This window comes from Citrobacter sp. wls717, assembly GCF_005280955.1.
GTDB lineage: Bacteria > Pseudomonadota > Gammaproteobacteria > Enterobacterales > Enterobacteriaceae > Citrobacter > Citrobacter werkmanii.
Genome location: NZ_SZWW01000006.1, coordinates 405,870 through 431,373, shown reverse-complemented (window position 1 = coordinate 431,373; position 25,504 = coordinate 405,870). Strand labels below are relative to the sequence as shown.

Here is a 25,504-nt window from a genome sequence, read left to right as displayed (position 1 = left end):
ATTAATGCTGGAGTTACCCTATATTAGCCCATCGAATTTATCTGGTTTCGGGTCGTACAACTCCATGAAAGACATAGATACACTCATCAGCAACAATGCACTATGGTCAAAGATGCTGGTAGAAGAGGATCCCGGATTTTTTGAAACGCTGACACATGCGCAGAATCCACGTTTTCTATGGATTGGATGTTCCGATAGCCGCGTTCCCGCTGAACGATTGACCGGTCTGGAACCGGGCGAATTATTCGTCCACCGTAATGTTGCCAATCTGGTTATTCACACCGACCTGAACTGCCTCTCAGTGGTTCAGTATGCGGTGGATGTGCTGGAAGTGGAACATATTATTATTTGCGGCCACTACGGATGTGGCGGCGTCCAGGCGGCTATTGAAAATAAAGAACAGGGGCTGATTGATAACTGGTTACTGCATATTCGCGATATCTGGTTTAAACACAGCTCACTGCTGGGCGAAATGCCGCAGGAACGCCGCATGGACACTCTGTGCGAACTGAATGTCATGGAGCAGGTCTATAACCTGGGTCATTCAACGATTATGCGATCCGCCTGGAAGCGCGGTCAGAAAGTCACGATTCACGGCTGGGCCTACGGTATTCATGATGGCCTGCTGCGCGATCTCGACGTCACCGCCACCAGCCGCGAAACGCTGGAGCAGCGCTATCGCCAGGGGTTATCTAACCTCAGCCAGAAACACTGCAACCATAAATAATGTGACATTGCCGGGAGGCGGCTATGCCTTACCCGGCCTACAAACCTGCGCCGTAGGCCTGATAAGCGAAGCGCCATCAGGCACTCCAGCCAATTACTCGTCCAGCAGCACTACTTTGCCAACGTACGGCAGATGGCGATAACGCTGGGCATAGTCAATGCCGTAGCCGACCACAAACTCATCTGGAATAGAGAATCCGATAAACTCAACCGGCACATCCACTTCACGACGGGAAGGTTTATCCAGCAGCGTACAGATAGCCAGGGATTTCGGCTCGCGCAGGCTCAGAATCTCACGCACTTTAGACAGCGTGTTGCCGGAGTCGATGATGTCTTCAACAATCAGCACGTCTTTGCCACGAATGTCTTCATCCAGGTCTTTCAGGATTTTAACATCACGCGTGGTAGACATTCCGCTGCCATAACTGGATGCAGTCATGAAATCGACTTCGTGGGAGACATGCACTTCACGGCACAGGTCCGCCATAAACATAAATGAGCCGCGTAACAGACCAACCAGCACCATATCGCTGCCGCTGTCCTTATAACGTTCGTTAATCTGACGTCCCAGTTCAGCAATACGCGCTTTGATCTCCGCTTCCGGGATCATGACTTCAACAGTATGTTTCATATCTCTAACCATATGATTTAAAAACAAATCACTCAATGCTTACTTTTAATAAGCGAGCATCTAAGCGCAAGGCACGCAGTATACCAGCAAAAGCATTCATCCGCGGCATCTGTTGATAAAGTTCATTGTGTGACAATCATCACGCGTTTTAACTCCTATAATTAACTGCTATTAAAGAAATAACACCTGTGATGGTATTTTTTATGGCAAATAACAACGTACGATCCCAACGACTTATCGTGACACTGAGTGCTCTGTTCGCCGCACTTTGTGGACTCTATCTCCTGATTGGCGGAGGCTGGCTGGTCGCCATCGGTGGCTCCTGGTATTACCCTATTGCGGGTCTGGCCATGCTCGGCGTGGCCTTCCTGCTATGGCGTAGTCAACGCTCCGCGCTTTGGCTGTATGCCGTCCTGCTTCTCGCCACTATGATTTGGGGCGTATGGGAAGTCGGGTTTGATTTCTGGGCATTAACACCGCGTAGCGATATCCTGGTCTTCTTCGGTATCTGGCTGATTCTGCCGTTCGTCTGGCGCCATCTCATCGTACCTTCCAGCGGGGCGGTAACAGCGCTGGTCGTCGCACTACTGATTAGCGGCGGGATCCTGACCTGGGCGGGTTTCAACGATCCGCAGGAAATACACGGCACGCTGAGCGCGGATACAACCCCGGCCGAAGCAATTTCACCGGTGGCCGACGAGGACTGGCCCGCTTACGGGCGCAATCAGGAAGGTCAACGCTACTCACCGTTAAAACAAATTAACGCCGACAACGTACATCAATTGAAAGAAGCCTGGGTATTTCGTACCGGTGATTTAAAACAGCCGAACGATCCGGGTGAAATCACCAATGAAGTCACGCCGATCAAAGTTGGTGATACGCTCTATCTGTGTACCGCCCACCAGCGTCTGTTTGCACTTGATGCAGCGAGTGGTAAAGAGAAGTGGCATTTCGATCCGCAACTCAATACCAACACCTCTTTCCAGCACGTGACCTGTCGCGGCGTTTCTTATCATGAAGCACGGGCCGATAACGCCAGCCCGGAAGTGGTGGCTGACTGTCCGCGCCGCATCATCCTGCCGGTGAACGATGGCCGTCTGTTTGCCCTGAACGCGGAAACCGGCAAGCTGTGCGCAACCTTCGCCAATAAAGGCATCCTTAACTTACAGACCAACATGCCGGATACCACGCCTGGTCTGTATGAGCCGACGTCGCCGCCCATCATTACTGATAAAACCATCGTGATTGCCGGGTCGGTGACCGATAACTTCTCCACCCGCGAAACCTCCGGCGTTATCCGTGGTTTCGATGTGAATACCGGTAAGCTGCTGTGGGCGTTCGACCCAGGCGCCAAAGATCCCAATTTCATCCCGTCAGATGAACATACGTTCACCTTTAACTCACCAAACTCCTGGGCCCCTGCGGCCTATGACGCGAAGCTGGATCTGGTGTATCTGCCCATGGGCGTCACCACTCCGGACATCTGGGGCGGTAACCGCACGCCGGAACAGGAACGTTATGCCAGCGCCATCCTGGCGTTAAATGCCACGACCGGGAAATTGGCCTGGAGCTATCAAACCGTTCATCACGATCTATGGGATATGGACTTACCGGCGCAGCCGACGCTGGCGGATATCACCGTTAAAGGGCAGAAAGTCCCGGTCATTTACGCCCCGGCGAAAACCGGTAACATCTTCGTGCTCGACCGCCGTAATGGTGAACTGGTGGTACCTGCCCCGGAAAAACCGGTGCCTCAGGGCGCAGCCAAAGGTGATTACGTCAGCAAAACCCAGCCGTTCTCCGATCTCACCTTCCGTCCGCAGAAAGATTTGAGCGGTGCGGATATGTGGGGCGCCACCATGTTCGACCAGTTGGTGTGTCGCGTGATGTTCCACCAACTGCGTTATGAGGGCATCTTCACCCCGCCTTCAGAGCAGGGTACGCTGGTGTTCCCTGGCAACCTGGGGATGTTTGAATGGGGCGGCATCTCCGTTGATCCTAACCGTCAGGTGGCGATTGCCAACCCGATGGCCTTGCCGTTTGTATCGAAGCTGATCCCACGTGGCCCAGGCAATCCTATGGAGCCGCCGAAAGATGCCAAAGGCACCGGCACAGAATCAGGGATTCAGCCCCAGTATGGTGTTCCGTTCGGCGTCACGCTGAATCCGTTCCTGTCGCCATTTGGCCTGCCGTGTAAGCAGCCAGCCTGGGGCTACATCTCCGCCGTGGATCTGAAGACCAATGAAGTGGTGTGGAAAAAACGTATTGGCACACCGCAGGACAGCATGCCGTTCCCAATGCCGGTTCAGGTGCCGTTCAATATGGGAATGCCAATGCTGGGGGGGCCTATTTCCACCGCCGGTAACGTGCTGTTCATTGCCGCGACCGCCGACAACTATCTGCGCGCCTACAACATGAGTAACGGTGAGAAATTGTGGCAAGGTCGTCTACCGGCAGGTGGACAGGCGACACCGATGACCTATGAAGTGAATGGCAAACAGTATGTGGTGATCTCCGCCGGAGGTCACGGGTCGTTTGGCACGAAGATGGGCGATTATATCGTGGCGTACGCCTTGCCGGACGACGCTAAATAACTGAAAAGCCCGGTGGCGCTAAGCTTACCGGGCCTACGGATACGACATACAGGCCGGGTAAGGCGAAGCCGCCACCCGGCTTTTTTATACCGTGAATCCGAGCATCATGCCGGTATCTTCATGCTCTAACAAATGGCAATGCGCCATATAGGCATGCTCTTTCGGCGCATTGTGGTCAAACTTCACCAGCACCTCGCTGACGCCGCCTTCTACCCGTACTGTGTCCTTCCATCCCGCGCGGTGCGCGGCAGGCGCGTTGCCATTCTCAGACAAAATGCGGAACTGGGTGCCGTGAATATGGAACGGATGCAGCATCATGTCGCCCTGACCAGAAATCACCCAGCGCTCATGCTGACCTTTCGCCGCGGCGAACATGGGTTTATTCATATCAAACGCCAGACCGTTAATCCGGTTGGCATTATGGAAATCAAATGATCCCGCCTGCTTCATGTTGCCATGCTGCATATTCCCCATGTTGCCATGGTTCATATTGCCATGATTCATCTTCCCGTGGCCCATATTGTCATTATTCATATGGTCCATCATCTTCCCATGATCCATACCCGCCATCGCCTGACCACCGTACTTCTTCATCAGCATTTGCATGCCCATCATGTCGAGCATCGGATCCATAGATAGCTGTAGTTTGCGCACCGTCAGGCCATCCAGTGACGGCAATGACGGCATGGATGTCAGCGAATCAGGCAGCGTTGCGGAAGCGGTAATCAGCAGCGGCTGAACGCGCATCACCGGGTGCGGCTTATCAAATGGCGTAACCGCCATCCCCATCTGGCTGACAGGAAGAGTGACCAGATCAAACGCCTTACCGTCGCTCACATCCACCAGCACTTCAAAGCGCTCGCCCATCAGCATAGGAAGTTCAGTTACTTTGACCGGTTCCGCCAACAGTCCACCATCGCTGGCAATAACGTACAGAGGACGATTGTCGCTGGCGGCAATATTCAGCGAGCGAGCGTTACACCCGTTCAGCAGGCGCAAACGCAGCCAACCGCGCGGCGCTGCATGCTGAGGATAAATCGCGCCGTTGGTCAGCAGCGTATCGCCAAACCAGCCGACGGCAGCGGTCATCATGTCCAGTTGGTAGTTGATCTGTCCATCGGCGGAAAACTGCTTATCCTGAATAATCACCGGCACATCATCTATGCCCCACTGCTTCGGCAGTAGTAGTTTGTGAATCTCTTCATCTTCAATTAGCACCAGTCCGGCCAGCCCCATCGCCACCTGACGACCGGTTTTGCCATGCTGATGCGGGTGGAACCAACAGGTTGCTGCCCGTTGATCCGGGGTGAAAGTGACAGAGCGTTTCCCGCCTGCCGGGATAATACCTTGCGGCCCACCGTCAACCTCACCAGGAATTTCCAGTCCGTGCCAGTGCAACGTCGTCTCTTCGGCAAGCTGGTTGTGGATATCCACCGTCACCGATTGCCCTTTGTTCAGCTTTAGCGCCGGTCCGAGCAAATTGCCGTTATATCCCCACGTCGTGGCGGTTTTACCTGCAAAGCTCGACTGCCCGACTTGCGCAATCAACTGAATGCGATTAGAAGCATCGGCGGTTAACAGGTCTGGAATGGGCAATGCCGGACGGTCGGCGGCAAATACGCTACGGCTCCACAGAGGTAATGCTGACGCGACGCCCAGCGCCACGGAGTACTTTAAAAAGTCACGACGTTGCATAATCACTTCCTTATATTCAGCAGCTTAAGCAGGCTATCTTTTAAGCATAAGCCTTCCCCTTACGGGAAGGTCAAGTAAACGGCTAATAATAAAGGTCGTCGCTTCGCTCGCAGTGTGCTAACGTTTAAATTCCGTGATGCAGTGGTAGAAGCAATGAAGACGTTTTTCAGAACAGTTTTGTTCGGCAGCCTGATGGCCGTATGCGCAAATAGCTACGCGCTGAGCGAGTCCGAAGCCGAAGATATGGCCGATTTAACGGCAGTTTTTGTTTTTCTGAAAAATGACTGTGGATACCAGAATTTGCCAAATGGGCAGATCCGTCGCGCACTGGTCTTTTTTGCCCAGCAAAACCAGTGGGATCTGAGTAATTACGACACCTTCAACATGAAGGCGCTGGGTGAGGACAGCTATCGCGATCTCAGCGGTATCGGCATCCCAACGGCAAAAAAATGCAAAGCGCTGGCGCGTGATTCCCTGAGCCTGTTGGCTTACGTTAAATAATCCACCGCCGTTACTCTGGCTGTACCAGCGTCAGGGCCACGGATTGCGCTTTTAATTCAGCCTTTGCGCCTTGCGGTAAATTCACATCGGTAACAATATCAGTAAAGCGGCTAAGCGGCGCGACGTTAAATAACGAATGCGCGCCATACTTACTGCTATCCGCCAGTAATACCTTCCGTTGCGCATTGGCAATAATTTCTTGCTTCAGTCCCGCTTTGTCTTCCGTTGGCGTGGTCACCCCCTTGTCCATGCTCCAGGTGTTACAGCTCATAAAGGCGATATCGGGATAGACGCTACGCAACATTTTCCGTCCAAACTCACCAATGCAGGACTGACTGCTGTCATCAATGCGCCCACCAACTATCGTCACTTCTATCTGGCGGAATTCTGATAAAAACAGGGCAATATGCAGATCAACAGTAATGACGCGCAGCGGCAAATGGGTCAGACATTTTGCCAGCTCCAGCATTGTGGTACCGGCATCAAGCACCACGGCATCGCCAGCATGCACCATTGAGGCGGCAAAACGCGCAATCGCCCGTTTCTCAGCGGGCGATCGCAGTTGCTTTTCATTGGTGGTCGGCTGCGCCGCTTCAAAACGTCGCAGGGCAACACCGCCGTGGCTACGGCTGATCACGCCCTGTTCATCCAGCTTGATGAGGTCGCGTCTGATTGTTGCTGGAGAGGCGTCAACCGCCTCAACCAGTTGCTCCACGGTAACCAGCGTATGATTTTTCAAATACGCCACAATCTTATCCAGACGGTGTTGGCCTTTCATAACAGTAAATTACGCCAGTTGCATTGCCAGTTTGATCGATACGGCCATGCTCTCAGATTTTGCTTTTCCCGTCCAGGCGATATCAAATGCCGTACCGTGATCGGCTGAGGTACGAATAAACGGCAAACCTGCTGTGATATTTACCCCATCATAAAAACCAAGCAACTTAAGCGGGATATGACCCTGATCGTGATACATCGCCACCACCATGTCGTACTGGCCTTCATAAGCCTGCAAAAAAACAGTATCCGGCGGGCACGGTCCGTATACATTCATCCCCTTCGCTTTCATATTCTCAATCGCAGGCCCGACAATGCGGATTTCCTCATCACCAAACAGGCCATTCTCACCGGCATGTGGATTCACCCCCGCGACGGCAATACGCGGATGCGCAAAACCGACGCGCTTCAGGAAGGTATCGGCAATGCCAATCACCGTTTCAACACGTTGCCCATCGAGCGTATCGAGAAATTTGCGCAAAGCAATATGCGTGGAAACATGGATGACTTTCAGCTTGTCGGTGTAGAGCACCATGGCGTAATCACGACTTTCCGTCAACGTTGCCAGTAGTTCCGTATGTCCGGGATAATTGTGTCCGCCAAGATGTAATGCTTCTTTATTCAACGGCGCGGTCGCAATGGCGTGCACATCGCCCTTCATCGCCAGTTCCGCCGCCCGTTTTACACAGCGATAGGCCAGATCGCCTGCCTGCGCCTGCACTGTTCCCGGGACCAGTTCGTCGGGTTGCGCCAACGGTTCATCAATCACATGAATCGTACCCGGTTCGAATCGGGCATCAGCAACCTTTTCGATTGCGCGGAATGTCACCCCTTCAGCCAGCCCCTGGGCCTGTAATCGCTGCAGAGTTTGCAGGCACCCAACCACCACCAGCGGGGCGCCATTAAGGTCATCTTCACGCAGTGCTTTAACAATAATTTCCGGACCAATCCCCGCCGGATCTCCCATCGTAATCGCAATAGTTTTAGTTACCACGGTACATCTCCTCAATAAAATAAAGCGCATCACAAAGGGTCGTGTCGGAACCGAATCCACCCGCTTTGGTGATCACTGGCAAGTCATCAATCTCGCTGTTCACAAATGTTCCACACGGAATACAGGGGGCAACCTCACTTTGAATGCGATACCCTTCTGCCCCCAGCGCACTGGCGACCGCCGTAGCAATATCGCCTCCGGTCAGGAACAAACCGCCGATACGCGCCCGTTCAATAATCCGCAATGTTATCTCTCCAAGCCGCCGACTCAGCAACTCTCCCAACTGTTGCCGGCTCATCCCCAGGTTGGCGCACAGCGAGTCGATCATATTCCGGTCTTCTGCACGCCGACTGGTACGCAAGATCGTGTGCTGTTGCTGGCTCAACTGCACGCAAGCCTGTTCAACAACAGAGGCCATTTCCTGCTCAAATGACGATGCAGACAATCGCGCAGCATCGATTTCAACCACCGTTGCCCGGCCCTGGCACAACGCTTTTTCCACCTGACGTCGCGTTGCTTCGCTCATTGAGCCCGCCACGACCAGCACCGGTAATGCCTGCTTTTCTTGCATAAACGTTCCGGCAGGTAAGGCATTGGCAAGCCCTGCCGCCCCGACCAATAACGGCATCTGTTTTTGTTCGCAAACAGCGTGTGCGATTAGCGACAGATCTCGCTCTTCCACTGCATCCACAACCACCATGCATTCGCCTTCTGTCGCAAAAGCGCGAAGCAGCGCGCTTAAGCTTCCCCGACGCACATCCGATAGCGACACCTCATGTACCGGGATATCGCTTTGCAACGCGATCAGCTCAGCAATACGAGAAGAGTGAATGGGCGTTTTTGGATCGCTGGCAAATTCCGTCTCTAACAGCGGCACGCCATGTACCAGACATAATCCATCCTGCGTGGTACGCCCGGCAGCAGGGATCGCTGCCGCAATCACGGCCAGCGTCCGACCAGCAGCACGCATCGCTGAGGTGACTTCGGCCCCGACATTGCCCCGGAAAGTAGAGTCGATTTTTTTGTATACCAGCGGTGTTACCGCTTCTTCACACCATGGCGCTAACGCCTGTTGTACAGCTGCAGCGGCCTGCATTGCAGGCATCGCCCGACTTTCGGTGTTGATGACCAGAACATCGGCGCGACGAGAGGGTTTCTGCGCAGGTGTGAGCATGACCTCCGTACGTGCGCCTTTTTTCGCCAACTGTACGCCGGTATCGTTAGACCCCGTAAAATCATCGGCGATAACGATCATTTTCATGCTTTGTTCTCCTGAACTGCCTGGCGCGCCTGCTTTTTCGCCACCCACGACGTAAGAATTGGCGTCAGAATAGCGGTCGTGATGACTGACGCTGCGATCAACGGCGCAGCCGCAGCAGCAACCTCTGCCAGCGATGGATCGGCTTGTGCTATCGCCAACGGCGTCGCTACCGCGTTCCCTGCAGTACTGGATGCAGCAGCGCCAGCAATACCACTCCCTCCGACGAGACGGTCGGCGCGAATGTTAAAGAAGCCGCCAACAAAGGTAGTCAGCACCCCCAACAGGATGCCCGCCAGACCGCCCTGCAGCAGCATTTCCAGGTTAATACCGGCCCCAAGCGCAAAGGCAAAGAAAGGAATGAGCAACGGACCGCCTTTGGTCAGGAAGTCACGCATATTGGCATCGAGGTTACCGAGGATCATACCTACCACCAGCGGTACCAAAACCGCCACCAGCGCCATGATAGGAATATTTGCCATACCCGCCGCGCCCAATGCGATCATGGTAAAGAAAGGCCCATCATTCAGCGACAAGATAGAGATCGCACCGACATCACGTTCGTTGCCAAACTCCCCCACCAGCGCCGCATAAAGCCCGCCATTGGAGTTACTCATTGCCGCAATAATGGCGACACCGCTTAAGCCAAAGATACCTTCCGCGCCAAACAGATGTTCAACCCCGAGACCAATCGCGATGGCGACAAGTAATTTTGTCAGCGTAATCGTACCGCCTTGTAACAAAGCTTGTGGCGCCGCCTTTACGCTAATCCCTGCGCCCATGCAGAGCAGGAACGCGCCAATTAGAGGAGCTGCGCCATTTTTAAATAAAGCAGTGGTGAATCCACCAATCTGCAACGCCTGCGGGGCAAAAGTGTTGATAATGGCACCGATAACCAACGGCACAACCATCATGCCGCCGGGTACACGTTCTATTGCCTTCTTGATGTTCATGGTCTTCCCGCCTGTTGTTATGTTGTGATTAAATAAAATCATAACGATTATATTCAATCAAAATAAAAGCGCAAACGCGGCAGATCACAGTTTAATAATGATCAATAAAAATCAAATAATCATTTTTGTGAAAAAAAAGCCGGGTTCGTCTCACCCGGCTTGATTGATATCTGAAATTTCTCAGGATTGATGGACAAATTCACGGTACGCCGCGACCACTTGCAGAAAATCCTCTACGCCGCAGAGCGAAAAGCTCTCTTCGTCGTAGTAGCTCATCCCCTCTTCCATTTCATCGCCTGAAAACTCAAGCTGATTGGCGCGAATCATCACCTCTTCGCCATCCAGCCAGAGCGTGTATTCATGCCCTGCTCGCTGCCAGGAGCGCTCACTGCCCTTAACCGCACGCGCCGCCTGTTCCACTTCATCAAGTAAGGCCAGGTTCTCTTTCACTTCTTCATTAAACCAGTGCCCCACCACCTCGTGGCCCATGGACATACGCACTTTTACCACTCCGGTAATATCGCGCAGAAATTCGTAATCCATAATGTCTTCCTCTGCTCCCGGCAATGCGCCAATACCGCATTGCGCCTTGCTGTAATTATCGCAGCAGCGCGGCAGAAAAAAAGCGTAGCGGGTATAAGGAATAGAAATAAAAATGCCCGGAGAAGCAGACTTCTCCGGGCATTGATGCGTTTTTACACAAAACGCGTTAGCGCATTAGACTGCGGTCTGGAAAATCACGCCGTCCGCTTTCTCGGTGTACTGAGAAAGCTGGTCGAAGTTCAGATAACGGTAGGTATCCACCGCCGTCTTATCCACCTGCGCCACATAGGTCTGATACTCTTCCGCTGTAGGCAGTTTGCCAATCAGCGCCGCAACCGCCGCCAGCTCAGCAGAAGCCAGATAGACGTTTGCCCCGGTACCTAAACGGTTCGGGAAGTTACGGGTAGAGGTCGATACCACCGTTGCGCCGTCAGCCACACGCGCCTGGTTACCCATACACAGGGAACAGCCAGGGATCTCAATACGCGCGCCGCTCTTACCAAACACGCTGTAGTAGCCTTCTTCGGTCAGCTGCGCCGCGTCCATACGGGTCGGCGGAGCCACCCACAGGCGCGTCGGCAGTTGGCCTTTGTGCGCATCCAGCAGCTTACCAGCGGCGCGGAAGTGGCCGATGTTGGTCATGCAGGAACCGATGAACACTTCGTCGATCTTCTCGCCCTGCACGTCGGACAGCAAACGCGCATCGTCCGGATCGTTCGGCGCACACAGGATCGGCTCTTTGATATCCGCCAGATCGATGTCGATCACCGCCGCGTATTCCGCGTCAGCATCGGCTTCCAGCAACTGCGGATCCGCCAACCATTTTTCCATGCCCTGCACGCGACGTTCCAGCGTACGACGATCGCCGTAGCCTTCTGCAATCATCCACTTCAGCAGCACGATGTTGGAGGTCAGGTACTCGATAATCGGTTCTTTGTTCAGCTTGATGGTACAACCGGCAGCGGAACGCTCGGCGGAAGCATCGGTCAGTTCAAACGCCTGCTCGACTTTCAGATCCGGCAGACCTTCAATTTCCAGGATGCGGCCAGAGAAGATGTTTTTCTTCCCTTTCTTCTCCACGGTCAGCAGGCCCTGTTTAATTGCATACAGCGGGATGGCGTGTACCAGATCGCGCAGAGTGATGCCCGGCTGCATTTTGCCTTTGAAGCGCACCAGAACGGATTCCGGCATATCCAGCGGCATCACGCCGGTCGCGGCAGCAAACGCCACCAGACCAGAGCCCGCCGGGAAGGAAATACCAATCGGGAAACGGGTATGGGAGTCACCGCCAGTACCGACGGTATCCGGCAGCAGCATGCGGTTCAGCCAGGAGTGGATAACGCCGTCGCCCGGACGCAGCGACACACCGCCGCGGTTCATGATGAAGTCTGGCAGCGTGTGGTGCGTGTTCACGTCCACCGGCTTCGGATACGCCGCAGTGTGACAGAAGGACTGCATCACCAGGTCAGAAGAGAAGCCCAGACACGCCAGGTCTTTTAGTTCATCACGGGTCATCGGGCCAGTGGTATCCTGGGAACCCACGGAAGTCATCTTCGGTTCGCAGTACGCACCCGGGCGGATACCTTTCACGCCGCAAGCGCGGCCAACCATTTTCTGCGCCAGAGAGAAGCCGCGGCTGCTTTCCGCCACGTCTTTCGCCTGACGGAAAACGTCTGAGTGCGGCAGACCCAGCGCTTCACGCGCTTTGGTGGTCAGGCCACGACCGATAATCAGCGGGATACGGCCGCCGGCGCGGACTTCGTCGATCAGCACGTCGGTTTTCAGTTCAAATGTCGCCAGCAGCTCACCGGTTTCGTGGTTGCGCACTTCACCGCTGTAAGGGTAAACATCAATCACGTCGCCCATGTTCATGTTCGACACATCGACTTCAATCGGCAGCGCGCCCGCATCTTCCATGGTGTTGAAGAAGATAGGCGCAATTTTGCCGCCGAGGCACAGACCGCCGCCGCGCTTGTTCGGCACATGCGGGATATCATCGCCCATGAACCACAGTACGGAGTTGGTCGCCGATTTACGGGAGGAACCGGTGCCGACAACATCACCGACGTAGGCCAGCGGGTAGCCTTTTTTCTGTAATGCTTCGATTTGTTTGATCGGGCCAACGACGCCCGGCTGATCCGGGTCAATGCCTTCACGGGCGTTTTTCAGCATCGCCAGGGCGTGCAGAGGGATATCCGGGCGGGACCAGGCATCCGGGGCCGGAGAGAGGTCATCGGTGTTGGTTTCACCCGTCACTTTAAAGACGGTAACGGTGATTTTTTCAGCAAGCTGAGGACGGTTCAGGAACCATTCGGCATCAGCCCAGGACTGCATTACCTGCTTCGCATATTCGTTGCCCGCTTTGGCTTTTTCTTCTACATCGTAGAAGTTATCGAACATCAGCAGCGTTGAAGAGAGCGCTTTGGCAGCAATCGGTGCCAGTTTTGCGTCGTCCAGCGCATCGATCAGCGGATGAATGTTGTAACCACCCTGCATGGTGCCCAGCAGTTCAATGGCTTTTTCTGGCGTGACCAGTGGGGAGGTGGTGTCGCCTTTCGCGACAGCAGCGAGAAAACCGGCTTTAACATATGCGGCTTCATCTACGCCAGGAGGAACGCGGTTGATCAACAGGTCTAACAGGAATTCTTCTTCGCCCACAGGCGGGGTCTTCAGCAGCTCGACAAGTGCGGCCATTTGGGTTGCGTCTAAAGGTTTGGGCACAATCCCCTGGGCAGCACGCTCAGCTACGTGCTTACGGTATTCTTCTAGCACGACGATATCTCCTCGCTCTCATTGTCATAATGCGGCGCTTTTGTTGATGGGCGATTCTCTTCACGCTCCTGTGAGACAGTAGTTAGTAGGGTAAATGCCCGGTACCGCATAAGGCACAATAACAGGATTTTCTTTAAGTGTTAATCTGTTTACAAAAAAGCAACATAAAAAATTGGCTGAATCGTTAAGAATGGTGTAGCGGCGAGGCGGGACGCATTTCAGAGGGATAAAGGGCGCCGTAAAGCGGTTGATTTTCAAGCGTGACATGCTGAATTTTCCAGCGTTTTTTTAGCCATCAGATATAATTGTGTAATAAATACTCACACTCTTTTTCCGGACCTGCCGGCTGAATCCCCAATAAAAGTCAAAACTGTCAAACACGGGTGCATGATACTCGCGGCAACAGGAACGCCTCACGGCACAGCGCTTGTCTCGTTGGAGTCATTTTATGAAGTTGCCATTAAAGCCACATCTGCTTGTTCTTCTGTGCAGTGCCGGGTTGTTTGCCGCCTCTGGCGTGATGTTCGTTAAAAGTCGCGTAACGGAGCCCGCTGCGCCGGCCCCCGTCGCACAACAACCTTCAACGCCGGCACCAGCTCCCGTAGCGGCCCCTGCTCCCGTTGACCAACCTGCGCCTGCTGCCGCGCCGACATACTCGGCTGCGCAAATCGATCAGTGGGTGGCACCTATCGCGCTCTATCCGGATTCACTGCTGTCACAAATTTTGATGGCCTCAACCTATCCGGCTAACGTCATCCAGGCCGCGCAGTGGTCAAAAGATAATCCCAAAATGCAGGGCGATGCCGCCATTCAGGCCGTTGCTGGTCAACCCTGGGATCCCAGCGTGAAATCGCTGGTTGCCTTTCCACAGTTGATGTCACTGATGGGTGAAAATCCGCCGTGGGTACAAAGCCTGGGTGACGCTTTCCTTGCGCAACCGAAAGACGTCATGGACTCCGTACAACGCCTGCGCGCGCTGGCGCAACAAACCGGGGCGTTGCAATCGACACCGCAACAGACCGTCACTACTGTGACAAAAGCGGCACCGGCTAAAACCGTCACCAGCGAGTCAACAACCAGTTCTACTACCACGACCGCCACGACAAGCCCAACGATTATCAAAATTGAATCCGCCGATCCACAGGTGGTGTACGTCCCCACCTATAACCCGAACACGGTTTACGGCACCTGGCCCAATACCGCCTATCCGCCAACCTATCTGCCGCCAACGCCCGGCGAGCAGTTTGGCAACAGCTTCGTGAACGGTTTAGGCTTCAGCCTCGGTGTTGCCACAACCTATGCCATCTTTAGCAACATCGACTGGGATGATGACGATGACTGGGACCACCATCATCACGATGACTGGGATAACCATGGCGGGTATAACCGCAACGGCGATAACAACATCAATATCAACGTTGATAACTTCAATAAAATCAGCGGACAACGGCTAACCGACGCCAACCGTAACTGGCAGCACAACCCGGCCTACCGCGAGGGGGTGCCGTACCCTAATAGCCAGCTCAATAACCGCTTTCACTCCACTAACACGGCAACGGGCTTAAGCTCAACCCAGCAACAACCGGTCAACCGTGATAGCCAGCGTCAGGCAGCCCTGAGCCAGATGGAAAAATCAACGGGGAAAACATTCCCGCAAACGGCGCGTACGGGCACGAGAGACGCCCAGCGTCAGGCATCCAGTCAACAACTGAAGCAAATTTCTCAGCGTAATAACTACCGCGGTTACGATACCAAACCGCAAACGGCGCAACGGGCAAACACTCAGCAGCGTGAAAATCGCCAGGCTGCCGCCCAGCGCCAGGAGAAACGGATCACGCAACCAGCGCAGCAACGCAATATACAGCAACATAATTTTCAACAACGGACCAGCCAGCCGCGCGTCAATGCGCTGAGCGGCAATGACAGTCGCTCCGCCAGCTGGCAGGCGCAGCAGCAGCGAGGGGCCCAAAGCAGGCAGTTCGCCCGCAACCAGCCATCTCGCCAGCTATCCGGCGGTCGTGCTGAACACCGTGAATTCCGTCATCGTTAAGGGAACCGACATGAAAAATAAACTACTCAGTGGAATGGTGTTGTTCATGGTTTCGGCCACCGCGATGGCGCAGCAATCCTTCAGCACGCCAGACCAGGCCACCGATGCGCTGGCAAACGCTATTAGTGAGCAAAATGAAAGTGCGATGAACAACCTGCTCGGGGAAAACTGGCGCGAGTTTCTGCCGCCGGAAGGCGTCGATCCTGATGCGGTTGATCGCTTCCTGCGCGACTGGAAGGTTCGCCATAACACCGTTGTCGACGGTAATACCGCGCATCTGGTGGTCGGGGACAGCGACTGGCAACTGCCGATCCCGGTGGTTAAAACCACCTCTGGCTGGCAATTTGATATTAAGGAAGCGGCCGAAGAGATCCTGACCCGAGAGATTGGGCGCAACGAACTCGCTGCCATCGAGGCGTTACATGCCTACGTCGATGCTCAGCAAAGCTACTTTGCGATGAACCAGACGTACGCACAAAAGATTGTCAGCTCTGAAGGGAAAAAAGATGGTCTGTACTGGCCCGTTTCACCCGGTGAAGCACCTAGCCCGCTTGGACCAGCCTTCAGTCCGCAGGAACCCGGTACAGGCTATCACGGTTATCATTTCCGTATTCTTCCCGACAAAACCAGCGGCTTTGCGATGGTTGCCTGGCCCGTTAGCTACGATCATACTGGCGTGATGAGCTTTATGGTTAACGGTGATGACAAGGTCTATCAGGCGGATCTTGGCGAGGAGTCGCAGCAAAAAGCACAGGCGTTAACCGCCTACCACCTGGATAAAACCTGGCAGCCTGTCGCGCCCTGAATCCCCAGAGTCGAAGGATGAGTTGCCGGGTAAGTGTAGACCCCCCGGCAACTCGCAACAAATTACAGGATGTTAGCGACAGATTTCGCCAGTTGCGCTTCCAGAACCGGCTTCGCTTCTTCGAACTTCAGGTTTACCTTATTCGCATTTGAAACAACACGAGTCTGGTATTTTGCGCGATCGCCTTGCGCAGTGCTGGTTTGCAGCTTGATGCCGGACGTCCCCTGACGCAGCGCGGCAACGTTATCCGTTGTCACTTTCGCTTTGCTGCGCTCGGAGATTTGCAGGTCAGTGACCATGGTGTAGTTTACGTCTTCCACCATCGCATCAGCAGCCATACCGATCAGTCCCGCTGCCAGGCCAACGCCCAGCGCCGCGCCGGAGGAGTTACTGTTATAGGCGGTAATCCCCGCGCCTAAAGCTGCCCCCATCGCCGCCCCTTCATAACCGGTCTTCAGGAAGCCCTGAGCTTCGCGCAGATCCATTTTGTCCGCTTTCAGTACGTTCGCCTGCACCCAGTAGTAAGCGTTATCCGGCGAACTGGTCACTTTATAGCCCTTAGCCGACAGGTCATTTGCCAGCAGGGTTTGCAGATTGCTCATGTCTTTATCGGAAGTGTTTTTCACCTGAATGTAGACGGTCTTCTCGCTGGAAGGCTCCAGCCAGATGGTCTCACTCATCTGCGTTTTCACTTCAAGATTACGTTTTTTAACGGCGGTGGTCATGGCGCCACACCCGGTCAGGGTCATTGTCGCGACAACCATGCCAACAACCGCGATTTTTTTTAAAGACATGTTTTTTCCTTTTTTCGTGTAATAAAGAGTCCAGAGCCTCTTAAGCGCGCGGCCAGTAGCCACACAATGGCGAAAAAAGTATCGGCAGTTGCGCAATTTTTTTTAGCGGAAATATCAATAAGATGACTACCAGAACTGGTAGTTTGGGATTGGCGTCATTGCCCAGACGCTCACGTCAGCGAAGATGTGTCTGACGTGAGCGGGAGAGTTAATTCTGATGCGGCATTAATTCAGGATAACCTTTCAACGCTGGCTTAGTGCTGGTAAGTGCTACTTCGTCAGCCCGAATGCTGCCAGAGTTTGTTGCCCATACACCTTCCTGTGTCTGGCTAATCTGCTGATGCTGCGCATTCAAATTTTGTCCCATTGCCGCAATATGCGTGCTTTCGGTACCACCGCTGTTGGTAGCCCATGGGATGACGGCATCCTGCGCCAGCGCCATGCCGGAAATAAACACGGTAGTCATTACTGCTGCTTTGAAAAAACGTTTCATCATTTCCCCTCTCAATTTGTTATCACGCTATTAGTTTAGAGGGTTATTAGTTTCATCTAATGACAAGATAAGGTGATTTATTTCTTGTGAAACAGGAAGTTGATTTGGAATGCCGATTTCATGCGGTTCGGGCGCATCGTGCAGTACGGGAAAAAACATTTTCTGGCAATTCGGCTATTCACCTTAATTTTTGCCAAATTTTGACACTATTTTGTAACAAACACATAAAAAAAGCGGCTATTCAGCCGCTTTTTATCATTTCGGAAAAATTACTTTTTCTTCGCTTTCGGGTTCGGCAGGTCGGTGATGCTACCTTCGAACACTTCGGCAGCCAGACCGACGGACTCGTGCAGCGTCGGGTGCGCGTGGATGGTCAGCGCGATGTCTTCAGCGTCACAGCCCATTTCGATCGCCAGACCGATTTCACCCAGCAGCTCGCCGCCGTTGGTACCGACAATCGCCCCACCGATCACACGGTGAGATTCTTTGTCGAAAATCAGTTTGGTCATACCGTCTGCGCAGTCAGAAGCGATAGCACGGCCCGAAGCAGCCCACGGGAAGGTGGCGGTTTCGTAGCTAATGCCTTTTTCTTTCGCTTCTTTCTCAGTCAGGCCAACCCATGCAACTTCTGGTTCAGTGTACGCGATGGATGGGATAACTTTCGGATCGAAGTAGTGTTTCTTACCGGCGATAACTTCAGCGGCAACGTGACCTTCGTGAACACCTTTATGCGCCAGCATCGGCTGACCGACGATATCGCCGATAGCAAAGATGTGCGGCACGTTGGTGCGCAGCTGTTTGTCAACGCGGATGAAGCCACGGTCGTCAACTTCCACGCCAGCTTTGCCCGCATCGAGGTTTTTGCCGTTCGGTACACGACCGATAGCCACCAGCACGGCATCGTAACGCTGTGCTTCAGCAGGCGCTTTTTTGCCTTCCATGGAAACGTAGATACCGTCTTCTTTCGCTTCAACGGCGGTCACTTTGGTTTCCAGCATCAGGTTGAATTTCTTGCTGATGCGCTTGGTGAAGACTTTAACCACGTCTTTATCGGCAGCCGGGATAACCTGATCGAACATTTCAACTACGTCGATCTCTGAACCCAGCGCATGGTACACGGTACCCATTTCCAGACCGATGATACCGCCGCCCATAACCAGCAGGCGCTTAGGAACCGTTTTCAGTTCCAGCGCGTCAGTGGAGTCCCACACGCGCGGATCTTCATGCGGAATGAACGGCAGTTCGATCGGACGGGAACCCGCCGCGATGATCGCGTTGTCGAAGTTGATCACGGTTTTGCCGTTTTCGCCTTCAACTTCCAGGGTGTTCGCCCCGGTAAATTTACCCAGACCGTTAACCACTTTCACTTTACGGCCTTTAGCCATACCAGCCAGACCGCCGGTCAGTTGAGTGATAACTTTTTCTTTCCAGGTACGAATCTTGTCGATATCGGTTTTCGGCTCGCCAAAAACGATACCGTGTTCAGCCAACGCTTTGGCTTCTTCGATAACTTTAGCTACGTGCAGCAGCGCTTTAGAAGGGATACAGCCGACGTTCAGACAAACACCGCCGAGGGTGCTGTAACGTTCTACGATGACGGTCTCCAGACCTAAATCTGCGCAACGGAAGGCAGCAGAGTAACCTGCAGGGCCTGCCCCAAGTACCACGACCTGAGTTTTGATTTCAGTGCTCATCATGACCTCTTAATTTATACCCGTCGTCCACCGGGTCGTTCTATCCGCCCGTATTTTACAAAATTGTTAACAATTTTGAAACAACAAACGGCAACCGATTTGTCTTTCGCACAATAACCTCACTGACTTCATGAGATTACCAGAAAAAAGCCGGCCGTCGGGCCGGCTTTTTCGCTTACATCACCAGGCGGCGAATGTCAGACAGCATGTTGTTGATGATGGTGATAAAGCGCGCACCATCCGCACCGTCGATTACGCGGTGGTCAAAGGAGAGCGAAATCGGCATCATCAGACGCGGCATAAACTCTTTACCGTTCCACACTGGCTCCATTGCGGACTTGGAGACACCGAGGATCGCCACTTCCGGCGCGTTAACAATCGGCGCGAAGTGGGTAGTACCCAGGCCACCGATGCTGGAGATGGTGAAGCAACCGCCCTGCATTTCGCCAGCAGTCAGCTTGCCATCACGCGCTTTCTTGGAGATGGTGGTCAGTTCGCGAGACAGCTCGGTAATGCTCTTCTTGTTCACGTCTTTGAAGACCGGAACAACCAGACCATTCGGCGTATCAACCGCAACACCGATGTTGATGTATTTCTTCAGGGTCAGACGCTGACCATCTTCGGACAGAGAGCTGTTGAAGCGCGGCATCTGTTCCAGAGCGGCGGCAACGGCTTTCATGATGAAGACCACTGGGGTGAATTTCACGTCCAGTTTACGTTTTTCAGCTTCGGCGTTCTGCTGTTTACGGAACGCTTCCAGATCGGTGATATCGGTCTTATCAAAGTGCGTAACGTGCGGGATCATCACCCAGTTACGGCTCAGGTTAGCCCCAGAAATTTTCTGGATACGGCCCAGTTCCACTTCTTCGATTTCACCAAACTTGCTGAAGTCCACTTTCGGCCAGGGCAGCATGCCCGGGATACCGCCGCCAGCAGATGCTGCCGGTGCAGACTCGGCGCGTTTAACCGCGTCTTTCACGTAAGCCTGAACGTCTTCACGCAGGATACGACCTTTACGACCGGTACCTTTCACTTTCGCCAGGTTCACACCAAACTCGCGCGCCAGGCGGCGAATCAGCGGAGTCGCGTGGACGTAAGCATCGTTTTCAGCGAAGTCAGATTTACCTTCCGCTTTTGCAGCTGGAGCTGCTGGCTTCTCAGCTTTCGCCGCAGGAGCCGGAGCCGCCGCTTCTTGTTTAGCCGGAGCGGCCGCAGGCGCTGCGCCTTCAACTTCGAAGACCATAATCAGAGAACCGGTTTTCACTTTGTCGCCGGTGCTGATTTTGATTTCTTTCACGGTGCCCGCGAACGGCGCCGGAACTTCCATTGACGCTTTGTCGCCTTCAACGGTGATCAGTGATTGTTCAGCGGCAATTTTATCGCCCACTTTAACCATCACTTCAGTGACTTCAACTTCATCACCACCGATGTCCGGCACGTTAACTTCTTTCGAGCCAGAGGCTGCCGGAGCCGGAGCTGCTGCTGGAGCCGCTTCAGCTTTCGCCGGGGCAGCCGCGCCAGCTTCGCCTGCTACTTCAAAGATCATAATCAGGGAGCCGGTAGACACTTTGTCGCCGGTGCTGATTTTGATTTCTTTCACGGTGCCTGCGAACGGCGCCGGAACTTCCATAGAGGCTTTGTCGCCTTCTACGGTGATCAGAGACTGCTCAGCCGCAACGGTGTCGCCCACTTTAACCATCACTTCGGTCACTTCGACTTCGTCGCCGCCGATGTCCGGTACGTGTACTTCTTTCGCCGCTGCCGCAGCAGGTGCTGCTGCCGGAGCCGCTTCTTTCTTCTCTTCTGCCGGAGCAGGTGCAGCAGTTGCTGCACCGTCGGCGGAATCGAAAATCATGATCAGTTTGCCGGTCTCAGTTTTATCGCCAACAGAGACTTTGATCTCTTTAACGATACCAGCCTGAGGAGACGGAACTTCCATAGAGGCCTTGTCGCCTTCTACGGTGATCAGCGACTGTTCAGCTTCAACTTTGTCGCCCACTTTGACCAGGATCTCGGTGATTTCAACTTCATCAGCCCCGATGTCCGGTACATTGATTTCGATAGCCATTATTCTTTTACCTCTTACGCCAGACGCGGGTTAACTTTATCTGCATCGATGTTGAATTTGGTGATTGCGTCAGCAACCACTTTCTTATCGATTTCGCCACGTTTAGCCAGTTCGCCCAGGGCCGCTACAACCACGTAGGAAGCATCAACTTCGAAGTGGTGACGCAGGTTTTCACGGCTGTCAGAGCGACCGAAGCCGTCAGTACCCAGTACGCGGTAATCATCAGCCGGTACATAAGTACGAACCTGTTCGGCAAACAGTTTCATATAGTCAGTAGATGCTACTGCCGGTGCGTCGTTCATTACCTGAGCGATGTACGGAACGCGCGGCGTTTCCATCGGGTGCAGCATGTTCCAGCGCTCACAATCCTGGCCATCACGTGCCAGTTCAGTGAAGGAGGTTACGCTGTACACGTCAGAACCCACACCGTAGTCGTTCGCCAGGATCTGGGCAGCTTCACGCACGTGACGCAGGATAGAACCGGAGCCCAGCAGCTGAACTTTACCTTTCTTACCTTCGAGGGTTTCGAGTTTGTAGATACCTTTACGGATACCTTCCTCGGCACCTGCTGGCATTGCCGGCATGTGGTAGTTTTCGTTCAGGGTGGTGATGTAGTAGTAAACGTTCTCTTGTTTCTCACCGTACATACGCTCCAGACCATCGTGCATGATGACCGCAACTTCGTACGCGTAAGACGGATCGTAAGAGATACAGTTCGGGATAGTCAGAGACTGAATATGGCTGTGACCATCTTCGTGCTGCAGACCTTCGCCGTTCAGCGTAGTACGACCGGAAGTACCACCAATCAGGAAGCCGCGAGCCTGCTGGTCGCCTGCCTGCCAGCACAGGTCGCCGATACGCTGGAACCCGAACATGGAGTAGTAGATGTAGAACGGAATCATCGGCAGATCGTTGGTGCTGTAAGAAGTCGCAGCAGCCAGCCAGGATGCGCCAGCGCCCAGTTCGTTGATACCTTCCTGCAGGATCTGACCTTTCTCGTCTTCTTTATAGTAAGCAACCTGCTCACGGTCCTGCGGGGTGTACTGCTGGCCGTTCGGGCTGTAGATACCGATCTGACGGAACAGACCTTCCATACCGAAAGTACGCGCTTCGTCAGCGATGATCGGAACCAGACGATCTTTGATCGACTTGTTCTTCAGCATCACGTTCAGGGCACGAACGAACGCGATAGTGGTGGAGATTTCTTTGTTCTGCTCTTCCAGCAGCGCACCGAAGTCTTCCAGAGCCGGCAGTTCCAGCTTCTCGGTGAAGTTCGGCTGACGAGCAGGCAGGTAGCCGTGCAGTTTCTGACGCTGGGCGTGCAGATAAGTGTGCTCTTCAGAACCTTCCGGGAAGGTGATGTAAGACAGGTTTTCAACCTGCTCATCGGTCACTGGAACGTTGAAACGGTCGCGGATATAACGCACGCCGTCCATGTTCATTTTCTTAACCTGGTGAGCGATGTTTTTACCTTCAGCAGTGTCACCCATGCCGTAACCTTTAATGGTATGGGCGAGGATTACAGTTGCTTTGCCTTTGGTTTCCTGCGCTTTTTTCAGTGCAGCGTAGACTTTCTTCGGATCGTGACCACCACGGTTCAGAGCCCAAATCTGCTCATCGGTCCAGTCAGCAACCAGAGCTGCGGTTTCCGGGTATTTACCGAAGAAGTGCTCACGTACGTATGCGCCATCTTTGGATTTGAAGGTCTGGTAGTCGCCGTCAACGGTTTCGTTCATCAGTTGGATCAGTTTACCGCTGGTATCTTTACGCAGCAGCTCATCCCAACGACCGCCCCACATGACTTTGATAACGTTCCAGCCAGCACCTGCAAAGATGCCTTCCAGTTCGTTAACAATCTTGCCGTTACCGGTGACCGGGCCGTCAAGACGCTGCAGGTTACAGTTGATAACAAAGACCAGGTTGTCCAGTTTTTCACGGGTCGCGATAGTGATCGCACCTTTAGATTCTGGCTCATCCATCTCGCCGTCGCCGAGGAAGGCGTAAACGGTTTGTTTAGAGGTATCTTTCAGGCCACGGTGTTCCAGATATTTCAGGAATTTAGCCTGGTAGATAGCACCGATTGGGCCCAGACCCATAGAAACGGTCGGGAACTGCCAGAATTCCGGCATCAGTTTCGGGTGCGGGTAGGAAGACAGACCTTTGCCGTGAACTTCCTGGCGGAAGTTGTTCATCTGCTCTTCGGTCAGACGACCTTCCAGGAATGCGCGTGCGTAGATACCCGGAGAGATGTGACCCTGGAAGTATACCAGGTCGCCGCCATCCTGCTCGTTGCGTGCACGGAAGAAGTGGTTGAAGCAAACATCATATACCGTTGCGGAGGACTGGAAGGATGCCATGTGGCCACCCAGCTCAAGGTCCTTTTTAGACGCGCGCAATACGGTCATGATGGCGTTCCAGCGGATAGCAGAACGGATACGACGTTCCAGATCCAGATTACCCGGGTATTCCGGCTCATCTTCAACGGCAATAGTGTTGACATAATTGCTGGCCCCTGCACCTGCCGCTACTTTCACGCCGCCTTTGCGCGCTTCTGAAAGCAGTTGGTCGATCAGATACTGAGCACGCTCAACACCTTCTTCACGGATGACCGATTCGATCGCCTGTAGCCAGTCGCGAGTTTCGATCGGATCCACGTCATTTGGGAAACGTTCTGACATGGGGGTATTCCTTATCTATCTAATACGTTGAGTTATCTGGAACCTGTCCCATTACGTTCTCGCCAGAGAGCGTAATAAGACAGGTTCTGCGTTTAGTTGCCGCGCTTTTAGTTCGCGCTTGATTTACAACATCTTCTGGTTAACGTTCTGCCAGAAAAATCACTAATTCTTTCGTTGCTCCAGACGGCGTAAGGCGCGTTCTCGACGGCTTTCCTCACGGCTTCTGTCCAGTAAAATCTCTTCGATAAACGCCAGGTGACGGTGAGACGCTTCACGCGCCTCTTCAGGCTTCCCGGCGATGATTGCTTCAAAGATACGGGTACGATGACTGCTTACCAGCGGCAGCATCTCGCGACGCGCATACAGCAATTCGAAGTTTTGCCGAACGTTCTGGGCCAGCATCGGCTCCATACACCTTAGCAGATGGAGCAGCACCACATTGTGTGCGGCTTCGGTGACAGCAATTTGATACTGGAGTACCGCATCGGATTCGCCGTCCAGATCGCCGGACTGTTGCGCAAGCTCGATCGCATGGTGGAGTTCACGGATACGCGTTTTGTCTTCATCCGTGCTGCGCAGTGCAGCGTAATAGGCTGCAATACCTTCCAACGCATGGCGCGTCTCAAGCAGGTCAAACTGGGATTCAGGATGGTCAGAGAGCAGCTCTACCAGTGGGTCGCTAAAGCTTTGCCACAGGCTGCTCTGTACAAAAGTGCCGCCGCCCTGACGACGAAGCAGTAACCCCTTCGCTTCAAGGCGTTGGATCGCCTCGCGTAAGGAGGGGCGGGAGACGTCGAACTGTTTTGCCAGCTCGCGTTCCGGTGGGAGTTTTTCTCCGGGGCGAAGTGTCCCCTCAAGAATTAAAAACTCCAGCTGCTGCTCAATCACATCGGAGAGTTTTGGTTGGCGGATTTTGCTGTAGGCCATGATTTCCTGTCTTAAGCCATTTGCCCGGAGTCAATTGGTCTTACCAATTTCATGTTCTTGACGCTAAAGTAACAAAGTATTCACCTTCTGTCCATACAGGTTTTGATTGAAATCAGTAAAGGAGGCATATTTTAACAACATTACAGAAATAACGTTTCAAACATGTAACTATGCACAAATGTTAAATTTACCCACCACGGGGTAGATTTAACCTAATTTAAACGAAAAAATATATTATCTGAACCGATTCACCCACTTAATTATCGAGTTAATAAGCAAAATTTATGAATAAAAATTCATAATGGAAATTTTGTGGTAGTTAAACTCGCATTTACAAATGGTTTCTTTTTATTCAACTCGTCAACGCCCTCGCATAAAGCAGGTGCATTCGCGCCCGCATAACATTATTCTGTTCAAGACAAAAGTATTTAGGCAACATTTCCTTATTGGCATCTGTAAACAAATTAATACAACAAACGGAATTGCAAACTTACACACGCATTGCTGCGTAGTTCAAAAAATAAGTACTCGAAATTATGAAGAGTAAAACC

The 25,504-nt window shown here is 53.3% G+C and carries 19 protein-coding genes; 5 read left to right on the top strand and 14 right to left on the bottom strand.

From position 1 onward, the window contains the following. Window positions 1-64 precede the first annotated feature (64 nt). The gene (can, locus tag FDX09_RS04390; RefSeq protein ID WP_038637306.1) at window positions 65-727 is read left to right on the top strand and encodes a carbonate dehydratase; all 663 of its coding nucleotides are present in this window, start codon (window positions 65-67) and stop codon (window positions 725-727) included. 93 nt (window positions 728-820) lie between these two features. Here can and hpt read toward each other — a convergent pair whose 3' ends face one another. Continuing rightward, window positions 821-1,357, bottom strand: a complete 537-nt coding sequence (hpt, locus tag FDX09_RS04385; RefSeq protein WP_042312274.1) for a hypoxanthine phosphoribosyltransferase — start codon at window positions 1,355-1,357, stop codon at window positions 821-823. A gap of 203 nt (window positions 1,358-1,560) precedes the next feature. Between hpt and FDX09_RS04380 the strand changes: the two genes are divergently transcribed. Continuing rightward, a complete protein-coding gene (locus FDX09_RS04380) occupies window positions 1,561-3,951 on the top strand; it encodes a glucose/quinate/shikimate family membrane-bound PQQ-dependent dehydrogenase (protein ID WP_110498854.1) in 2,391 nt (796 codons plus the stop codon). A gap of 84 nt (window positions 3,952-4,035) precedes the next feature. On the opposite strand, the gene cueO is transcribed toward FDX09_RS04380, so the two are convergent. Continuing rightward, complete coding sequence (cueO, locus tag FDX09_RS04375) at window positions 4,036-5,646, bottom strand: multicopper oxidase CueO (protein WP_137346841.1); 1,611 nt, start codon at window positions 5,644-5,646, stop codon at window positions 4,036-4,038. 153 nt (window positions 5,647-5,799) lie between these two features. Between cueO and FDX09_RS04370 the strand changes: the two genes are divergently transcribed. Next, complete coding sequence (locus FDX09_RS04370) at window positions 5,800-6,147, top strand: YacC family pilotin-like protein (protein WP_003018667.1); 348 nt, start codon at window positions 5,800-5,802, stop codon at window positions 6,145-6,147. A gap of 10 nt (window positions 6,148-6,157) precedes the next feature. Here FDX09_RS04370 and FDX09_RS04365 read toward each other — a convergent pair whose 3' ends face one another. The 6 genes from FDX09_RS04365 to acnB form a co-directional block, all read right to left on the bottom strand. Further along, complete coding sequence (locus FDX09_RS04365) at window positions 6,158-6,925, bottom strand: DeoR/GlpR family DNA-binding transcription regulator (RefSeq protein ID WP_038637298.1); 768 nt, start codon at window positions 6,923-6,925, stop codon at window positions 6,158-6,160. 9 nt (window positions 6,926-6,934) lie between these two features. Next, window positions 6,935-7,918, bottom strand: a complete 984-nt coding sequence (locus FDX09_RS04360) for a D-threonate 4-phosphate dehydrogenase (protein ID WP_137346840.1) — start codon at window positions 7,916-7,918, stop codon at window positions 6,935-6,937. Further along, window positions 7,908-9,179, bottom strand: a complete 1,272-nt coding sequence (locus FDX09_RS04355; protein WP_137346839.1) for a D-threonate kinase — start codon at window positions 9,177-9,179, stop codon at window positions 7,908-7,910. The genes FDX09_RS04360 and FDX09_RS04355 overlap by 11 nt, the downstream gene beginning before the upstream one ends. Next, the gene (locus FDX09_RS04350; RefSeq protein WP_038637287.1) at window positions 9,176-10,129 is read right to left on the bottom strand and encodes a 2-keto-3-deoxygluconate permease 1; all 954 of its coding nucleotides are present in this window, start codon (window positions 10,127-10,129) and stop codon (window positions 9,176-9,178) included. Before FDX09_RS04350 ends, FDX09_RS04355 begins: the two co-directional genes overlap by 4 nt. A 180-nt stretch (window positions 10,130-10,309) precedes the next feature. Further along, window positions 10,310-10,672: a protein YacL gene (gene yacL / locus FDX09_RS04345; RefSeq protein WP_038637284.1), complete on the bottom strand. Its 363-nt coding sequence runs from the start codon at window positions 10,670-10,672 to the stop codon at window positions 10,310-10,312. A 174-nt stretch (window positions 10,673-10,846) separates the two neighbouring features. Then, complete coding sequence (gene acnB / locus FDX09_RS04340) at window positions 10,847-13,444, bottom strand: bifunctional aconitate hydratase 2/2-methylisocitrate dehydratase (protein WP_069324043.1); 2,598 nt, start codon at window positions 13,442-13,444, stop codon at window positions 10,847-10,849. 448 nt (window positions 13,445-13,892) lie between these two features. On the opposite strand from acnB, the gene FDX09_RS04335 reads away from it, so the two are divergent. Together FDX09_RS04335 and FDX09_RS04330 are read left to right on the top strand one after the other, a co-directional pair. Continuing rightward, the gene (locus FDX09_RS04335) at window positions 13,893-15,494 is read left to right on the top strand and encodes a DUF3300 domain-containing protein (protein WP_137346838.1); all 1,602 of its coding nucleotides are present in this window, start codon (window positions 13,893-13,895) and stop codon (window positions 15,492-15,494) included. Window positions 15,495-15,504: 10 nt separating this feature from the next. After that, a complete protein-coding gene (locus tag FDX09_RS04330) occupies window positions 15,505-16,299 on the top strand; it encodes a DUF2950 family protein (RefSeq protein WP_085048301.1) in 795 nt (264 codons plus the stop codon). Between the two features lie 62 nt (window positions 16,300-16,361). Here the strand turns inward: FDX09_RS04330 and traT are convergent, their stop codons facing one another. From traT to pdhR, 6 genes are all read right to left on the bottom strand, one after another. After that, window positions 16,362-17,093: a conjugal transfer complement resistance protein TraT gene (traT, locus tag FDX09_RS04325; RefSeq protein ID WP_038637274.1), complete on the bottom strand. Its 732-nt coding sequence runs from the start codon at window positions 17,091-17,093 to the stop codon at window positions 16,362-16,364. Between the two features lie 208 nt (window positions 17,094-17,301). Beyond that, window positions 17,302-17,586, bottom strand: coding sequence for a hypothetical protein (locus FDX09_RS04320; RefSeq protein WP_137346859.1), 285 nt, complete (start codon window positions 17,584-17,586; stop codon window positions 17,302-17,304). Window positions 17,587-17,855: 269 nt separating this feature from the next. Continuing rightward, window positions 17,856-19,280, bottom strand: a complete 1,425-nt coding sequence (gene lpdA / locus FDX09_RS04315) for a dihydrolipoyl dehydrogenase (protein WP_003018686.1) — start codon at window positions 19,278-19,280, stop codon at window positions 17,856-17,858. 175 nt (window positions 19,281-19,455) lie between these two features. Then, window positions 19,456-21,348, bottom strand: a complete 1,893-nt coding sequence (gene aceF / locus FDX09_RS04310; protein ID WP_085048302.1) for a pyruvate dehydrogenase complex dihydrolipoyllysine-residue acetyltransferase — start codon at window positions 21,346-21,348, stop codon at window positions 19,456-19,458. Window positions 21,349-21,362: 14 nt separating this feature from the next. Further along, window positions 21,363-24,026 (bottom strand): pyruvate dehydrogenase (acetyl-transferring), homodimeric type, encoded by a 2,664-nt coding sequence (gene aceE, locus FDX09_RS04305; RefSeq protein WP_038637266.1) that lies wholly within the window; start codon window positions 24,024-24,026, stop codon window positions 21,363-21,365. Window positions 24,027-24,188: 162 nt separating this feature from the next. Beyond that, window positions 24,189-24,953: a pyruvate dehydrogenase complex transcriptional repressor PdhR gene (gene pdhR, locus FDX09_RS04300; protein WP_003018699.1), complete on the bottom strand. Its 765-nt coding sequence runs from the start codon at window positions 24,951-24,953 to the stop codon at window positions 24,189-24,191. Window positions 24,954-25,504: the final 551 nt, after the last annotated feature.

Excerpts from the sequence above, each read along its gene's own strand:
- can (WP_038637306.1), top strand. The coding sequence starts at position 65 with ATGAAAGACATAGATACACTCATCAGCAACAATGCACTATGGTCAAAG.
- hpt (WP_042312274.1), bottom strand. The coding sequence starts at position 1,357 with ATGAAACATACTGTTGAAGTCATGATCCCGGAAGCGGAGATCAAAGCG.
- FDX09_RS04380 (WP_110498854.1), top strand. The coding sequence starts at position 1,561 with ATGGCAAATAACAACGTACGATCCCAACGACTTATCGTGACACTGAGT.
- cueO (WP_137346841.1), bottom strand. The coding sequence starts at position 5,646 with ATGCAACGTCGTGACTTTTTAAAGTACTCCGTGGCGCTGGGCGTCGCG.
- FDX09_RS04370 (WP_003018667.1), top strand. The coding sequence starts at position 5,800 with ATGAAGACGTTTTTCAGAACAGTTTTGTTCGGCAGCCTGATGGCCGTA.
- FDX09_RS04365 (WP_038637298.1), bottom strand. The coding sequence starts at position 6,925 with ATGAAAGGCCAACACCGTCTGGATAAGATTGTGGCGTATTTGAAAAAT.
- FDX09_RS04355 (WP_137346839.1), bottom strand. The coding sequence starts at position 9,179 with ATGAAAATGATCGTTATCGCCGATGATTTTACGGGGTCTAACGATACC.
- FDX09_RS04350 (WP_038637287.1), bottom strand. The coding sequence starts at position 10,129 with ATGAACATCAAGAAGGCAATAGAACGTGTACCCGGCGGCATGATGGTT.
- yacL (WP_038637284.1), bottom strand. The coding sequence starts at position 10,672 with ATGGATTACGAATTTCTGCGCGATATTACCGGAGTGGTAAAAGTGCGT.
- FDX09_RS04335 (WP_137346838.1), top strand. The coding sequence starts at position 13,893 with ATGAAGTTGCCATTAAAGCCACATCTGCTTGTTCTTCTGTGCAGTGCC.
- FDX09_RS04330 (WP_085048301.1), top strand. The coding sequence starts at position 15,505 with ATGAAAAATAAACTACTCAGTGGAATGGTGTTGTTCATGGTTTCGGCC.
- traT (WP_038637274.1), bottom strand. The coding sequence starts at position 17,093 with ATGTCTTTAAAAAAAATCGCGGTTGTTGGCATGGTTGTCGCGACAATG.
- FDX09_RS04320 (WP_137346859.1), bottom strand. The coding sequence starts at position 17,586 with ATGAAACGTTTTTTCAAAGCAGCAGTAATGACTACCGTGTTTATTTCC.
- lpdA (WP_003018686.1), bottom strand. The coding sequence starts at position 19,280 with ATGAGCACTGAAATCAAAACTCAGGTCGTGGTACTTGGGGCAGGCCCT.
- aceF (WP_085048302.1), bottom strand. The coding sequence starts at position 21,348 with ATGGCTATCGAAATCAATGTACCGGACATCGGGGCTGATGAAGTTGAA.
- aceE (WP_038637266.1), bottom strand. The coding sequence starts at position 24,026 with ATGTCAGAACGTTTCCCAAATGACGTGGATCCGATCGAAACTCGCGAC.
- pdhR (WP_003018699.1), bottom strand. The coding sequence starts at position 24,953 with ATGGCCTACAGCAAAATCCGCCAACCAAAACTCTCCGATGTGATTGAG.